The organism is Paramagnetospirillum magneticum AMB-1, from assembly GCF_000009985.1.
GTDB lineage: Bacteria > Pseudomonadota > Alphaproteobacteria > Rhodospirillales > Magnetospirillaceae > Phaeospirillum > Phaeospirillum magneticum.
In genome coordinates this window covers 4,050,675-4,065,451 of the sequence record NC_007626.1, presented here as the reverse complement: position 1 = coordinate 4,065,451, position 14,777 = coordinate 4,050,675, and the positions used below count along the sequence as shown (strand labels likewise).

The window sequence follows — 14,777 nt, the reverse complement described above, 5'->3', positions numbered from 1 at the left end:
GCTTGGCAGGGGGCTTTACAGTGAGGGCATGGTCAGCCGATTGCGGCCATGCTCCTTGGATTGGTAAAGATGGCTGTCGGCTGCCTCGATGATGTTGGTCGGCGTCATATCCTGGGCGGGGATGATCGACACCCCACCGATGCTAACCGTGACGATATCGGTCGCCTTGGAAAATCGATGGGGAATATCCAGAGCGCGAACAGCGTCAAGCACGGCATTTCCGACCCTGAATACGCCATCCAGACCGGTATCGGGCAGCAGACAGACGATTTCCTCGCCGCCATATCGCGCGGTCATGTCGGGAGGTCTTTTCACCACCGACCGCACAGCCTGGGCAACCTTGCGCAGACAGTCATCTCCGGCCGCATGACCGTAATTGTCATTGAAGAGCTTGAAGCAGTCGATATCCAGGAGCAGCAGGCCGATCGGCGTCTTGGACCGCAAGGCCCGTGCAAATTCATGGGCCAGCGATTCGTCGAACCAGCGCCGATTGGCGATGCCGGTGAGCCCATCTGTACGGGACAGCGCCAGAACGGCGGCATGAGCCTCGGCCAGCCGCTGCTCCGAATGAACGAATTGATCGACCAGTTCGCCCAGCAGCACCTCGTTGAGGTGCCGGTCGGCTAGCATCGCCTGATATTCCAGCATGCACGATACCAGTGTGCCATGGGACTGGGCGGCTTCTGCGAAATCAATTTCGTCCGAGTTCCACATCTTGGCGCCTCAATCAGCCGAAAGCGGCGGCCTGGGGAAGGTTATCGATCCCGACATCCAGTTGCTCCAGCCGCTCAATGGCGGCTTGTATATCCTTGGGCGTCCGCAGGATTGAGCCGTGCTGGGGGGCGATCACGTTGGGGGCAATTGGCCTGATCACTGAGAGCGCGAATCGAAGCGCCTTGTTGCAGGTCATGATTTCGCGGTGGAAACCGTACATCGGCGTCCATGGACAGGGATCGCCAGTCTCGCCACAGTCCGTTTCGATCTCATCGGGCGGAATGCGCTTGCAGGTCTGGCAGATATGCTCGAAGTCGCCGAACAATTTCCAGCGTGACAATGCCCCGGCAGCCCCGAACAGATCGCTGGAAAACAGTACGCCGGTCGTCTCGTCATAGGTGACGAAACTGCCTGCCGAATGTGAGTAAGGTGTTGGAAAAAAACGCAATTGGCGCCCCGAGCGCATCTTTAATACTCGTCCGAGCCGATCAATACACAGCAGTGGGGAGTGAATCGCATAGTGGTTGATGAAGGGGTTGTTCTCCCGCTTGGACAGCACCTTGAGGTCGGGGCTGTCGATGATGGCCTCCAGATTGGGGATCGACCCGCAGAGATCTGGATCATAGTGCTGGTAGATCAAATGGCTGATCTGGTTCGGCCTGATGCCGGTCTGAAGCACCTTGCGCATGACTGTGCTGAAATCCGGCCTGCTGCCGCCATCGATTAGAATGGCCTCGTCACCATCGACGATCAGATAGGGGTTGCATTGCAGGCGGCCCTCGCTGTCCGTGAAGCCGACCCAGAACACGCCCTTGGCGATCTCAATGGGGCGGTCGTAATCGGTTGAAATGCTGGTTGACTGCGGCAAAGCACACCCCACTAACTTCAATCTCGCGAGACTATTTCAGGAAGCCCCCGGCCCTGGCTCGGAGCGTCTCCAACCGGTCCTTGCGGATGTAGTCTTCAGCACCGGCCATAATGCAATCGTCGATGACATCTGAGGAATCGATGGAGGTGACCATGAAGATCACAATCTTGGGGTTGACCGCCTTGATGGCTTTTAAGGCTTGAAGCCCAGTCATCCCCGGCATCTCCATGTCCAAGAAAATGACATCGGGCGACAATCGCGCTGCCATCTCGGTAGCCTGCTGACCATCCTCGGCCTCTCCGACGATTTCACAGCTGAACTCGGCCAAGGCACGCATCATGATCATTCGTTGCGTCTTGGAATCATCAACCACCAGAACACGCTTGACCATTGTCATATCTCTGAATGCCATTTCGCCTAACCAGAAACTCAATATTGCGCATACCTAATGCATATTTCAAGGCCGGCTTAACTCCTAAACAGATATAAAGATGTTTCGTTGGCCTGGAGGGCTATTTATGTACTTGGCAGATCAAATGTGCCCTTTTTGTTCCCTCTCGGCCAGGAAAGGCTACGATGGAACAGAATGATGCCAATGTCTCCGAGATGACATTCCGGTTAAAGCGAAAGCCTCTTCTCAGCATCTTCTTGATTGAAGCTTCAGACTTGTTCATCCGAACAGGCTGATGAAGAGCTTCCGCAGATCGAAGACGCTCACCTGAGTCTTGATGGTTGCGTCATACCCATCGGCGGCGCTCTTGCTTGCTCCCTCGCCCCCCTTCTCGGTCATCAGAATCAGCTTGGCTCGCGGACGGCCAAGAGTGATATGGACGATCTCGGATATGGCCTTGATGTCTCGCTTCGGCAGGGTGCCATCCACGAAGACCGTGTCATACGACGCATGGCTGAACTTGCCGATTGCCAGACTGGGGTTGTCGTCCCAGTCGATCTGGGCAAACCCGATATTTTGCAACTGCCTCTTCAGCATTTCGAGCTTCTGCTGGTTTGGCGATACGACCAGGATGCGGGAGTGTGATCTCGCTATGGCAGAGATATCGCGCATTTCGTACTCCATGGTGATCGAGGTCAGGGGTGGACGGCCAGGGTGCGTGCCGTCGTCAGAGCGGCATCGATGTTGGGCACGAAGTTGTCCTCACCAATTTCGTGGCAAAGCCCCATGCGTCCCATCACCTGCATTGGCTGAGGCTGGACCCCCGACAGCAGGACCTCGGTGCCGTGCTTGCGGCATCGCCGGACGAATTCCGTGAGCGCCTGGATACCACTGGCATCAATCACCGGAACCAGGCGCATCCGGAGGATGAACACCCTGGGCGGCTTGTGGGTCTGCTCGAACACTTCGCTCAAGCGGGTGGCGACCCCGAAGAAGAACGGGCCGCTGATCTGGAAGACTTCGACGCCATCGGGAATCGGGGTGGTCGGGATGGCGCCCACATGGTCGTCGCCGCCGTCCTCGGCATCCTCGTCGATCAGGTGAATACCGGTGCCGATCTCGGTAACCTCGGCCATGCGGCGCATGAACAGGATCGACGCCAGCACCATGCCGACCTCAATGGCGACGGTCAGATCGACCATCACCGTGAGAACAAAGGTGACGAGCAGCACCGCCCGGTCGCTTCGGGGGGCGGACATCAGGTGGATGAAGTGGGGGGCCTCGCTCATGTTCCACGCCACCACCATCAGCACGGCGGCGAGGCTGGGAAGGGGAATCCAGCTAGCCAGCGGCGCGAACAGCAGCATGAACAGCAAGATAAAGACGGCATGCAGCATCCCTGCCACGGGGGTCTGCGCCCCGGACTTGATGCTGGTGGCCGTCCTGGCGATGGCACCGGTCGCCGGAATGCCGCCGAACAGGACCGAGGCGATATTGGCGATGCCCTGGGCCAGCAATTCGCAATTGGACTTGTGCCGCCGGCCGGTCATGCCATCGGCGACCATGGCCGAAAGCAGCGACTCGATCCCGGCCAGAAAGGCGATGGTGAAGGCCGGCTGTAACAACGCAGTCACCTTGCCCCAGGACAAGGCGGGAAATTGGGGCGATGGCAGGGTCGAGGGAATGCCGCCAAACCGGCTGCCGATGGTTTCCACCGGCATTCCCAGCGCCCAGACCAAAACCGATGCGCCGGTAACCCCGATCAGAAATCCTGGCCAGCCGGGCCGGAACCGCCGCAGCACCAGGATCACCGCCAGCGTCCCGGCGGCCACCGCCAAGGTCGGCCCATGAGTGGTGCCGATATGCTCGCCATAGGCAACCCATTTCTCGAAAAACTCCGCCGGGACGCTCTCCATCCGCAGGCCGAGGAAGTCCTTCACTTGGCTGGAAAAGATGATGACCGCAATTCCCGAGGTGAAGCCAGTCACCAGCGGATAGGGGATATATTTGATGACGACGCCGAAGCGGGCGAGACCGAAGAGCAGGAGCATCACACCAGCCATTAAGGTGGCGAGCACCAGCCCGTCATAACCGTGCTGCTGCACGATGTTGTAGACGACGACCACGAACGCGCCGGTCGGTCCGCCGATCTGGAAGCGGCTTCCCCCCAGGAACGAAATCAGGAAGCCGGCGACGATGGCGGTGAACAATCCACGGTCGGGAGTGACGCCCGAGGCAATTCCCAGGGCCATGGCCAACGGCAGGGCGACAATGGCCACCGTCAAACCGGCGATCAGGTCGCCACGTCCCCGAGGAAGGTCATAGCCCTCCTTCAAGCAGACGAGCAATTTCGGCGTGAACAGGTTGATCAACCGGGCGGGCATAAACGTGGGCCTTTCACTCATTCGTCCAATGACGGCAGGACGGAACGAAAGTGCCCGTTATCAGCAAGGGCCATGGTGGAAACGATGATCGACTCGCCGGAATCACCCAGCACCACCAAGCGGGCATGAAGCAGACCATCCACCGTCACCCACAGACGGGTGACCTCCCATACCCGGCCAAGATTGTCATCGACCTTCCTGAACAGATCGCCGACCTCGATGATCTCGGTCTTACGCCTGAATATCCCCCACTCCACGGAGCCGCACCGCCTCATTCAACAGCTTGGTTAGAACGACTGAACATCAAAATAAGTGTTCATATGTCTGGGTGCAATGCAATCTTCATGCATCCTGGATGTATTTTCAGGTGTCGTCCTCGTCTTCGGCGGGCTGGCGGATATGCGCCACCATCTCGGCCAGCATGGCGTTCACATGGCTGTCCGCCGCCACGTAGAAGATTTGCCGCCCCTGCCGCTCGGCACGCACCAACCGCGCGCCCCGCAGCAGGCGCAGGTGGTGGCTGGTCAGTGATCCAGTAATGCCGACCTCGCTGGCGACGTCGTTGACGCATTTGGGTTCGGAAAGGCAGGCGAGGAGGATTTTCAACCGGGTGGGATCGCCCAGTAACCTGAACGTCTCGGTGATCACGGTAAGCTGGTCTTCATCCGAAGCGACGATCCGCATCATGATCCTCGTGAAATCCCCGGCTCATGCGAGGGCTATAACGGCTGCAGGATACTGCCATCAGATACAACTGTTCGCCCCTCAAGGCAACCGATGCGCCGCAAATGAATTGACACATGAATAGCTGTTTGGCAGTTTGCTTATGGCTTATGCCAAATTTCAGCACCCTCCTGTGATTCCGGCCAAAGGCACGGCAACGTCTTTGGCCGGTTTGCTGAAGTATCCGGAGGCATCCAGACCGCTCAATGAACGACATCCAGCCCTCGGCGGAGCCTTCAGTCGAAACAGGGCTGATCGGATGCCGCGTCTTGGCGATCCACCCGGTTTTTTCGTCGAAGGTGATGGCACTAGCCTCGGTCGAACTCGACATTGACGGCATCGTGATGACCATCCATGGCGTCCCGGTCATCAAGGCCAAGGCCAGCTATGGCGATTGCCTACAGGTGCGGCTTCCGGCCCATCGAACACCGGATGGGCAGTGGCAGCCATCGATGGAATTGCCTCAGGAATTGGAGCTCCCGCTTGGAAGAGCCATTCTGGATGCCTGCCGGGAGAGGGCCCAAATCCTCTCATGCTAAGAAATTGCCCAAGATGGGGCTGAGACGGCTTAAGTTCCGGATGCTTCCAATAATTCATCCGCAGGGATACGGATCTGCCGCCGCTGGAAGTCGAGGCGACCGGCATTCTTGAGGCGACGCAGCAGGCGCGACAGGACTTCCGGCCCCGTTCCTGACAGGGCGGCCAGATCGGCCCAGGAGAACGGCAAGGTAAAATCCAGATCACCGGTCCGGTCGCGCCTCCCGACCTGCAGTCCCACGGCGCATAGCAGAGACAGCACCCTCTCTTGCAGCGGCACGCCGCTCACCCCGAACAGGGCGTTTTCGTTGTCCAACATCTCCATGGCGCTCATCTTGAGCAGAGATAGCGAGATGCGGTTATCCCGCTCCATGGACTGCCTCAGGCGGTCGATGGTGATGAAGCAGAACCTCACGTCGGACAGGGCGCGGGCCGTGGTGGTGCAGACGCCGTCCGACAGGATGTTGGACAGGGGGAAGAAAGCTCCGGGATAGAGTATCTTGAAGATTACCAGCTTGCCTTGCGGGCTGGCGCGCTCCAACGCAACCAGGCCGGAGGTCAGGCTGTATCCCCCCGCCAGAGTGTCGCCAGCATGAAACAGGATTTCATCCTTCTCCTTGGCGAACGAGCTTGCCAGGGAGCGAAAGGGGCAGACTTCGTAATGATCGCGCATGGGTCTGCGCTGTTCTGAAATCCATGCCTGACAACGTTTCGCGGACTCTTGCATGCTCAAAATCTCATTACCGCAGTAACTCTGCCCGCGACAAGGCTGCTCGGCCTGATCTTGTCGGAGGCATCAAGGACCCTTTGGTATCGGCAGTGCCCCCGTCTCGGAAGCCGCTCAATGCCTCTCAGTCAGGCTGGGGCACATTTTAACGCCAGAAAGCGCACCTATATATCCCTGGATTCAGTCGTGGGTCTCCGTGACTTCCTTCTTCTGTCGTATTCAGCCTTTAGCCGTAAAATCTCTGCATTAAAGTCGTCAAGTATCATTTCCTTTTGCAAATATATGTCAGCCTTCTTCATGCTACACAGATATAAATCGCGCGGGCAATCTGTTCCGCATCGCAAGCTTGTCAAGATCGCCACATAGATTTCCGCAATATAAGCCGTGTCCCGTATTATTTCAAGTGTCTCACATCCGCTGATAAGCGGCATATTTACATCGAGTATGACCATGTCGTATGGCCGCGTCGTCTGCACAGCCTCTTTCAACCTATCAATACCCGTGTAGCCGTCCGTCACATGCTCAATGCTACAGCCAATCCTGCCCGCCTGCAGCGTCAGCCTCGTCAGCGTCGCTTCCGCAACGTTGTCGTCAATGATCAGTATTCTTGCATTCTGTGACATTCCAGCCCGCCCAACAAAATGCAGCCCGCGCCATATTCATTTAGGAGAGAGGGAGGGAGGCGACCGACGGCCAGGCCAGCCGCCTCCAGATGGCGCGCCCCGTTTAACCTGCCCGCACGCCATCAAGGAATTTATCAACCTCGGCCCGAAGGGTCTCCGAGTTTCGGGCGAGTTCACCCGACGCGGCCAGCACCTGCTGCGACGCCGCACCGGTTTCCGAGGCGGTCTGGGTGATGCCTTGGACATTCGCCGATACGTCCTGCGTCCCTTTAGCGGCTTCCTGGACATTGCGGGCGATTTCGGCGGTGGCGGCGCCCTGCTCTTCCACTGCGGAGGCGATGCCGGAGGAAATCTGCTGCACCTGCTCGATGACCGTGGCGATATTGCGGATGGCATCCACTGCGCGGCGGGTCTCCTCCTGCACAGAACCGACCTGCGAGGAAATCTCCTCGGTGGCCCGCGCCGTTTGGTTGGCAAGGTTCTTCACCTCGTTGGCCACCACGGCGAAGCCCTTCCCCGCGTCACCGGCCCTGGCCGCCTCGATGGTGGCGTTCAAGGCCAGCAGGTTGGTTTGCGCGGCGATATCATTGATCAGGCTGACCACTTCCCCGATCTTGTCGGCGGCATGGGCAAGTCCCTGCACCATGGCATTGGTCCGCGCCGTTTCCTCCGACGCGGTGGCGGAAACCTGGGCCGCCTCGGCAACCTGCCGGGAAATCTCCGAGATGGAGGATGACAGTTCCTCGGCAGCGGCGGCGACAGTCTGGACGTTGGCGGTCGCCTCCTGGGCGGCGGCGGCGACGGTAGCCGCCTGGGCCGAGGTCTGCTGGGCACCGGCCGACATGCTCTGCGAGGTCGCCTGCATCTCCGACGCCTGAGCTGAGACTCCCTTCACCAGCCCCATGACGGCGGACTCGAAGCTGTCGGCCATATTCAGCATGGCTTGCTTGCGCTCGGCCTCGGCACGGGCCTTGGCATCCTCCTGCTCCTTCTGCATGGCCTTGACCCGTATGGCGTTGTCCTTGAACACCTGCACCGCATGGGCCATCTCGCCGATCTCGTCCTTCTGGCCGGTGGCTGGGATTTCCACCGAGGTGTCGCCTCCGGCCAGAACGCCCATGGCCCGTGTCATGGCGTTTACCGGGTTGGTGATGGAGCGGCTGATGAAGAAAGCCAAGACCATCCCAATAACGACACTGATCGCGCCGACCAGGATCGAGAGGTCGATGCCCCGGTTGATGGACTTGACAGCAACCTCTCCCTGCTCGGTCCCCGCCTGGCGATACTCCGTTGTCAGAGATTCGGCCTTTTCATCGAGCTTGACCCTGGCGGACATGACATCGGCAGCCAGAGCCTTCGCTTCGGGCGTCTCAAGGGCTGGGTTCTTGCCGCCGATGGTGCGAAGCTTGGCGACTTTGACCAGGTATTCCTCAAAATCGCGGCTGACAGCCTCGGCCTTGGCCCGTCGTTCAGGGTGGGAGGTATTCTCGATCAGTTTCTTTAGATTCTCGCGGGACCGGGCAAAATCCGCATCGGACTTTTCCCAATAGGTCGGCTCACCGGTCGCTAGGGCGATCCAGAGCTGCATCCGACCGCTGAACATCCGCTTGTCGATTCGCTCCATCAGCGCTCCGTTGTCGAGAAAACTAAAGACATTCCCGACCGATTCGAGGTTGGCCCTGCCGGAATGGACGGCATAGCCGCTCAGGCTGGCGATGAGAACCACCAGGAGGCCAAATCCCACCATCAGGCGGGCGGCAATCTTCAAGTTTCCAAGCGACACGATACGATCCCTTTCCCAGATTAGGTACGCAAGGCGGCAGCATAACCCACCACCAAATTTCAGCCAATAGCACGCCCCACCCTTCGTTATAGATAGACTACATCATGTGATGTAGGTGTCAGCCCTCGATTTCAGGCAGAGTGAAGCAAAATGTTGTGCCATCTCCATCATGGGGCTCGACCCATATCCGGCCACCATGGCGCGTGATGATACGCTTGCAAACGGCGAGACCAATACCGCTCCCCGGATAGGCGTGGCTGGGATGCAAGCGACGGAAAAGTTCAAATATATCCTGGCTGGTATCGGCAATGCCGATGCCATTGTCCTGGACACGGATCGTCCAGAAGCCACCGGCTTTCGCCGATGAAATCACGATGTGCGGCTTGCGGTGAGGTACCTGGAACTTGATCGCATTTCCCAGCAGGTTCTGGAAAATCTGCATCATCTGCACAAAATCACCCATGACCTCTGGAAGCTCTGAACACTCGATTTCCGCCCCGCTCTCGCTGATACTTTCATGAAGGTTCTTCATTGCCGAGAAGCAGGCATCGCCCAGCGAAAGCCGTTCGTAGCCAACATCCTTGCTCGACACCCTCGATACAGCTAGCAAGTCGTGGATCAGCAAGTTCATGCGCTTGGCTGCATCGATGACGAATACGAAATTCTCCCGTTCTTCGGTCGGCAGTCTTTCCGCCATATTCTTCTGGATAAGCTGGGTGAATGACACAATGGTCCTGAGAGGCTCCCGCAGGTCATGGGACGCCACAAAGGCAAAGCGTTCAAGTTCGGCATTGGATTCGGTCAGCCGATCAATCAGATCGCGCAGGTCCTGTTCCTGCCGGTGATGGCTCGCCTCAAGGTCCAGGCGATCAAGCCCAAACGATATCTCATCTGCCATCTGTGTGAGCAGGTCTATCAAATCCGGGGAAAAAGCGGCGAGTTGTCCCGCGTATAGGTTCAGGCCGCCGATAGCCTTTCCCTGATTGAAGATTGGAAAGGACGCCGACGAGCGAAATCCGGCCTCTCGGGCTTTGTCGTGCCATGGGCGGGTGCCCGGAAATTCCAGGAAGTCATCGACCACCATAGGCTCGCCAGAGAGAATACTGCGGGCTGTCGGCCCCTCCGATGTGGGCGCTCCTGGCTCCAATGATATCTGAAGGTTTTCCAGATAATTTCCGGATTCACCGGCAAACGCGATGGGATGAACCGATTTACCCTTTGCATCGATAAGACCGATCCATGCCAATTGGAAATGACCGAACTCGACGGCGATGCGTGTGACGGCATCAAAGATGGCCTGTCGATCCCGTGTGTGCAGAATGGTGTGGTTGGTCTGGCTCAAGGCCGCATAGACATTCTTGAGGCCGACAATGGCCTCCTCGTAGGCCTTATGGTCGCGTATGTCGCGGACGAAACCGACATCGATCTCCTTGCCATCGCAGAGATGATAGTTGGCGGTGATCTCTACGGGGATCAGAACCCCGTTCTTTTGTAGAAGTTGGGTCTGGAAACGCAGAGCCTTCTTTTCCTTGAGTTCACGCCAGTGGGCATCCCATGCATCGCCCACATGATTGGGGTTCAGGTCAGAGACACGCATTTCCTGTAGTTCGACACGGGTATACCCAAGCAACTGGCATGCGGCGTCATTGACGTAGAAGAACTCTCCATCCCGGTCCAACCAGAAGACGGCGTCAGCTGCCCGATCGATCGCGAATTGGGTCAGGCGCAGCCCTCCCTCAATCCTGGCTTTTTCCCGGACGTGATGATGGCCGGCTCGCCATACCGCAGTGATGCCGATCATCACAAAACTCCAGAAAAGCAGATGTTCGACGGCAAGCCTCCGGATACTTTCTTCCGCCATCATCCGATGAGGACCAAGGTGAGCGACAACGTCCACCCCGCCCCTGAGGTCGCCAACTGCATATCCTTGATGACCATGACAACTGAGGCACCCCTCTTCTGTCATGATCGGAAGCATCACGCGCACCTTGTCGGGTGCGACCAACTCGGTAACCTCGACCTCGCCAGCGGCCAGTCTCATCAAAGCAGCTTTTTCCCAGGCATCCGGAGCGTTTGCAGGGTTCAAGGGCTTAAGGCTTGTGATTCGCCCATTTGCCACATATCCCTGCTCCATCAACTGCCGCATCATGTATGCCGGATTGACCAAGGTAAGGCGCTGCCCATCCTTGGTTTCGACGTCACGATGGGGAACCTGAAGAAAACTATTCGGCGGCGTCCGGTCGGTTGGGGGCACATAGACGCCGCCATGGGAAGCGGCCCATTGCCTGAAACCAATGCTGATCTTGGCGCTGACCCGCGCTTCATTGATCGCCATGTCAATGGCCTGCCGGTGCTCGGCCTGCTGCCCTATCCAAAAGGAGAGGGCAACGGCAAACGTCCACAGCACCGCCGAGCCCATCACGAGCCGGCGGAATGCAGACACAGAATTAACCGCCAAGCGGATTTCGGGGAGCCCCACCCCCTCCTCCCAAAATCAAATCCAATACCAGATATATACCTTAGATCATATCCCGCCTTCTATAAAGGGGTGTCACAAAATGCGCCATTAAGACACCAAAAGCCGATATTAAAATACTTATCAAACGGCTTGAGCGTGAATACTCAGCCACGCCAATCCCGTATCGGACGTTATGGAATAGCAAAACCATAACCAAGCGCCGATTTCTGCGGTTTCCAAAGCCCGATATCGGGGAGACCTTGGCAAAAGGTGATGTGACACTACCCATAGGATGAAAACATAACATTATGGGTGTTCGTCATGTCGCAAGCCAAAGTCCTGTCCGAAGCCGAGATGAAGCGCGTCCTGGCTGTGGTCGCCCAGCACGGCATCCTTTCCACCCGTAATCGCCTTGCTGTTTTGCTGTCCCATTGGGCGGGCATGCGGGCTGGTGAAATCGCCGCCTTGAAAATTATGGACGTAGTTAATGAAGGCGGCGCTGTCCGTGATCGCGTCCATCTCGCAGCCACCCAAACCAAGGGGAAGCGCGGACGCACGGTGTTCATCAACACCAAGCTCCAGCGCGAGATCGCTCGCTATCTTGAACAGCGGGAATGGACGGACGAACGCAAGCCGCTGATCCGCAGCCAAAAGGGCGGACACTTCTCGCCGACCACAATGGTCATGCTGTTCCGCCGCATTTACGACGAAGCGGGTTTGTCGGATGCGCGTTCTCACAGTGGTCGTCGTTCGTATTTAACGACGCTGGCGAACAAGGGTGTTTCCGTGTTTGTGCTGCAACAGCTTGCCGGACACCAAAGCATCCAAACCACCCAGCGTTACGTCACAGTCAATGAAGAGATGATGGTGAAGGCGGCTGAGTTGGCTTAGCCCCGCAACGCTTCCAGAAGAATTTTTAGGTCTGGGGCCAAAACAACACCCGATTGACTGCGGGGAATTATTTTTTTGCCTGTGATTCGTTCCGATTCATTTTTGACGGCGATTTCAAAAAATTTGCCGATGACGTGATCAAGGCAAACGTTTTGATCTGGAGGGCAAAGATCATCGGTCAACGGGCCGCCGCCGTCTTCATGCAAATCATGGTTCACTGATTTCCTTTTGTTTTTAAAAGATTTTCTGATTTTTCCGTCTCCTTCAGACAATAGTGTATCAATAAGATTGCTTACGATATCGACATTCAAGCCTGAAATTGAACTCAAGTGATTGGCGTTAATTAAGTAGTGCTCAAGATCAGAGCCCTGCGTAACGAAGATGGTGACGCCGGGAACGCCAACCTTGCGTTTCCACGTTTCAACCTCAGCATCGGTCATAAAGTCGCGATCACGATGCAGTATAAGGTTTCTGTTGCCACGTATAAGGCGCTTCAGCTTTTTTAGGGTCTTTGCAATCGCTTCAGCATGAGAGGTGCCATAGTACGGAACTATGTCGTATCGCTCTCTTCCAATGCCTATGTTCTGCAGCAAAAACTTTAAAATGTCAGGGTTTTCATCCTCAACAATAAAAAGGAATTCTTTTTGGGAGTTCAAAACCTTATCGGCATCATCCAAAGCGCCAAGTTCCGTTAACAAGTCAATCGCCTCATATTCGCGCTCGTTTCGCAGCATCCCGCCATCCAGCCAAAAACATTTGGCATCTTCTGGAGCTGATAAAATAAGATGTCGGCTATGTGTGGCAATAAGAATCTTTGTATCAAAATTGCTAGCAATTATTCTAAATGCCTGCATTAGCATAGATTGGTTCGAAGGATGCAGGTGTGAGTCTGGCTCGTCAAGTAGAAGCAGAGCAGGAGAGAAGAGCGTTACGTATGCAAATATTTGAATGGCCTGAAGTAGGCCTGTCCCTACAAGGTCTAACGGAACGGGGTATTCACCAGATCCAACAGAAACTTTAACGCTTATGTGATGGTCACGCTCAGGCCTAAAGGTAACGTCAATATCAATGGGTCCAAAGAGCTTCTCCAACAAGCCAGTAAGTTCCGGTAGCTTTCCTTGTTTCGACAGCATCAACAAGATATTGCGTAATACAAAATTGGCTTCGCCGCCGGCCATTTTTCTCAACACGACGGCCTCAGTTTTAAATTCTTCTTGATGCGGAACGCCTGCCAATCCAGGGACATAAACAGTAAAAGGTGGGGCAACTCGGCAAATGTTAGCTCCGTAATTAGGGTAGGTACCAGACCGGCTGATACCTACATTGCCCTCGTTCCGTCCTTTGTAAAGTTCGATTGTATACTCAGCAGCGTCACCAGAAGAACTTTTACCAATAAATTGAATTTCAGCGCGATTTTGATCGGCCCTATTGCCAAATGGACTCTTGTGCCCAAGTTGGGAGTAATCCCCTGTAGGTGAGTAGCGCAATTTTTGCTCGGAGACTGTTTGCGTATTTCCGAACTCAAGCTGAGATTGAGCTGCAGTTACAGCTGCATGTACCGCCTGGAGCGTACTGCTTTTTCCAGAATTGTTTCCCCCAATCAGAAGATTAATATCTTCAAGGCTCAACTCAAGTCGGTGAATTTTTTTAAAACCCTTAATGATAATTTTTTCGAGTTTCATTTTTCCTCTCGGCTTTCGCCAAGCCCCTCGCATTTAGAGCTCTAAATCATATAACCGGCTACACGCACAGTCCGAATTGGCAACCTCTTAGCCAGCTGAGCTGAGCGCAGAGCCACTATTCGCTCATTTTTCCATCCCACCTTTCGGATTCCCAATCAAATTCATAAATTCCGAGCGAACCTTTGGGTCCTCTCGGAACACGCCCGTCATGGTGCTGGTTATCATCTTGACCCGCTTCTTTTTGACGCCTCGCGTGGTCATGCACATGTGCTGGCCTGCGATAACCACGGCAACGCCCTTGGGCTTCAAAGCCATGTGAAGCTTATCGGCGATTTGCGTCGTCATCTTTTCCTGAATTTGCAGCCGCCGTGCGTAAATCTCCACAAGCCGGGCCAACTTGCTGATCCCGACCACTGTCTTGTCGGGAATGTAGGCTATGTGCACCACCCCGGTGAACGGCACCATGTGGTGTTCACAATGGCTGTCGAACTCGATGTCCGTAAGCGTCACCATCTCATCGTAGGAACCCGTTTCCGCGAAGGTGGTCTTCAAGACCTCGGCAGCGGTGGAGTGGTAACCTGCGAAGAACTCATCGTAAGCTCGAATTACGCGATCAGGTGTCCCTCGGAGTCCTTCCCGATATGGATTGTCCCCCGAGTAGGCAATAAGCGTCTTTACCGCCTCCATGGCATCCTCTCGCGTTGGGCGCCTATGAATGCGATGCTGGGAATCGTGCTTAAGGGCGAAGATAGCTTCGCTCTTGGCATCTTCCTCTGACTTGGCCGCGAGCGTAATCGTCACATGCCGGGTCGTGCCTTCGGGCTTGCACATCGCCTCCCACGAGCCTGTGCGGTCATTCTTGTTCAGGCCGACAAAGCCTTCCGGTCCTCTATAGACGATTGGGATGCCACCAGCTTCCTTCGGAGGGGCAGGCTTCCTTCGAGGCTTTTTTGCGGGAGCTTCAGGAGGTAGGTCAACGGCATCATTCTCGGCCAT

At 56.1% G+C, this 14,777-nt stretch carries 15 protein-coding genes; 2 read left to right on the top strand and 13 right to left on the bottom strand.

Annotation, left to right across the window (positions count from 1 at the left end):
- Positions 1 to 15: 15 nt before the first annotated feature.
- From AMB_RS18715 to AMB_RS18685, 7 genes are all read right to left on the bottom strand, one after another.
- Positions 16 to 714 (bottom strand): GGDEF domain-containing protein, encoded by a 699-nt coding sequence (locus AMB_RS18715; RefSeq protein ID WP_011386055.1) that lies wholly within the window; start codon positions 712 to 714, stop codon positions 16 to 18.
- Positions 715 to 727: 13 nt separating this feature from the next.
- Positions 728 to 1,582, bottom strand: coding sequence for an MBL fold metallo-hydrolase (locus tag AMB_RS18710; RefSeq protein WP_231848890.1), 855 nt, complete (start codon positions 1,580 to 1,582; stop codon positions 728 to 730).
- A 31-nt stretch (positions 1,583 to 1,613) separates the two neighbouring features.
- Positions 1,614 to 1,973 carry a response regulator transcription factor gene (locus AMB_RS18705; RefSeq protein ID WP_043747009.1) on the bottom strand — a complete coding sequence of 120 codons (360 nt, stop codon included), beginning with the start codon at positions 1,971 to 1,973 and terminating at the stop codon, positions 1,614 to 1,616.
- Between the two features lie 279 nt (positions 1,974 to 2,252).
- Positions 2,253 to 2,645, bottom strand: a complete 393-nt coding sequence (locus AMB_RS18700) for a response regulator (protein ID WP_011386052.1) — start codon at positions 2,643 to 2,645, stop codon at positions 2,253 to 2,255.
- A 23-nt stretch (positions 2,646 to 2,668) separates the two neighbouring features.
- On the bottom strand, positions 2,669 to 4,357 hold the full coding sequence (sulP, locus tag AMB_RS18695; protein ID WP_043745217.1) for a sulfate permease: 1,689 nt from the start codon (positions 4,355 to 4,357) through the stop codon (positions 2,669 to 2,671).
- A gap of 17 nt (positions 4,358 to 4,374) precedes the next feature.
- Complete coding sequence (locus AMB_RS18690; protein ID WP_050750761.1) at positions 4,375 to 4,614, bottom strand: hypothetical protein; 240 nt, start codon at positions 4,612 to 4,614, stop codon at positions 4,375 to 4,377.
- A 106-nt stretch (positions 4,615 to 4,720) separates the two neighbouring features.
- Positions 4,721 to 5,044 (bottom strand): ArsR/SmtB family transcription factor, encoded by a 324-nt coding sequence (locus AMB_RS18685; RefSeq protein ID WP_043745215.1) that lies wholly within the window; start codon positions 5,042 to 5,044, stop codon positions 4,721 to 4,723.
- A 242-nt stretch (positions 5,045 to 5,286) separates the two neighbouring features.
- Here AMB_RS18685 and AMB_RS18680 point away from each other — a divergent pair, with 242 nt between their 5' ends.
- Entirely contained in the window at positions 5,287 to 5,619 is a 333-nt protein-coding gene (locus AMB_RS18680) for a hypothetical protein (RefSeq protein ID WP_050750760.1), read from the top strand.
- A gap of 29 nt (positions 5,620 to 5,648) precedes the next feature.
- Here the strand turns inward: AMB_RS18680 and AMB_RS18675 are convergent, their stop codons facing one another.
- The 4 genes from AMB_RS18675 to AMB_RS18660 form a co-directional block, all read right to left on the bottom strand.
- On the bottom strand, positions 5,649 to 6,290 hold the full coding sequence (locus AMB_RS18675; RefSeq protein WP_050750759.1) for a Crp/Fnr family transcriptional regulator: 642 nt from the start codon (positions 6,288 to 6,290) through the stop codon (positions 5,649 to 5,651).
- 218 nt (positions 6,291 to 6,508) lie between these two features.
- Complete coding sequence (locus tag AMB_RS18670; protein ID WP_043745209.1) at positions 6,509 to 6,967, bottom strand: response regulator; 459 nt, start codon at positions 6,965 to 6,967, stop codon at positions 6,509 to 6,511.
- 103 nt (positions 6,968 to 7,070) lie between these two features.
- A complete protein-coding gene (locus tag AMB_RS18665; protein ID WP_011386046.1) occupies positions 7,071 to 8,750 on the bottom strand; it encodes a methyl-accepting chemotaxis protein in 1,680 nt (559 codons plus the stop codon).
- Positions 8,751 to 8,868: 118 nt separating this feature from the next.
- Positions 8,869 to 11,229: an ATP-binding protein gene (locus tag AMB_RS18660; RefSeq protein ID WP_231848889.1), complete on the bottom strand. Its 2,361-nt coding sequence runs from the start codon at positions 11,227 to 11,229 to the stop codon at positions 8,869 to 8,871.
- A gap of 300 nt (positions 11,230 to 11,529) precedes the next feature.
- Between AMB_RS18660 and AMB_RS18655 the strand changes: the two genes are divergently transcribed.
- Complete coding sequence (locus AMB_RS18655; protein ID WP_011386044.1) at positions 11,530 to 12,099, top strand: tyrosine-type recombinase/integrase; 570 nt, start codon at positions 11,530 to 11,532, stop codon at positions 12,097 to 12,099.
- Here AMB_RS18655 and AMB_RS24670 read toward each other — a convergent pair.
- A complete protein-coding gene (locus AMB_RS24670) occupies positions 12,096 to 13,781 on the bottom strand; it encodes an ATP-dependent nuclease (RefSeq protein ID WP_158303988.1) in 1,686 nt (561 codons plus the stop codon). The two genes, AMB_RS18655 and AMB_RS24670, sit on opposite strands and share 4 nt — an antisense overlap.
- A 123-nt stretch (positions 13,782 to 13,904) precedes the next feature.
- Complete coding sequence (folE, locus tag AMB_RS26920) at positions 13,905 to 14,777, bottom strand: GTP cyclohydrolase I FolE (RefSeq protein WP_011386042.1); 873 nt, start codon at positions 14,775 to 14,777, stop codon at positions 13,905 to 13,907.

Coding starts and splice junctions, on each gene's coding strand:
- AMB_RS18675 (WP_050750759.1), bottom strand. CDS start 6,290: ATGCGCGATCATTACGAAGTCTGCCCCTTTCGCTCCCTGGCAAGCTCG.
- AMB_RS18655 (WP_011386044.1), top strand. CDS start 11,530: ATGTCGCAAGCCAAAGTCCTGTCCGAAGCCGAGATGAAGCGCGTCCTG.
- AMB_RS18680 (WP_050750760.1), top strand. CDS start 5,287: ATGAACGACATCCAGCCCTCGGCGGAGCCTTCAGTCGAAACAGGGCTG.
- AMB_RS18705 (WP_043747009.1), bottom strand. CDS start 1,973: ATGGTCAAGCGTGTTCTGGTGGTTGATGATTCCAAGACGCAACGAATG.
- sulP (WP_043745217.1), bottom strand. CDS start 4,357: ATGCCCGCCCGGTTGATCAACCTGTTCACGCCGAAATTGCTCGTCTGC.
- AMB_RS18670 (WP_043745209.1), bottom strand. CDS start 6,967: ATGTCACAGAATGCAAGAATACTGATCATTGACGACAACGTTGCGGAA.
- folE (WP_011386042.1), bottom strand. CDS start 14,777: ATGGCCGAGAATGATGCCGTTGACCTACCTCCTGAAGCTCCCGCAAAA.
- AMB_RS18685 (WP_043745215.1), bottom strand. CDS start 5,044: ATGATGCGGATCGTCGCTTCGGATGAAGACCAGCTTACCGTGATCACC.
- AMB_RS18715 (WP_011386055.1), bottom strand. CDS start 714: ATGTGGAACTCGGACGAAATTGATTTCGCAGAAGCCGCCCAGTCCCAT.
- AMB_RS24670 (WP_158303988.1), bottom strand. CDS start 13,781: ATGAAACTCGAAAAAATTATCATTAAGGGTTTTAAAAAAATTCACCGA.
- AMB_RS18700 (WP_011386052.1), bottom strand. CDS start 2,645: ATGCGCGATATCTCTGCCATAGCGAGATCACACTCCCGCATCCTGGTC.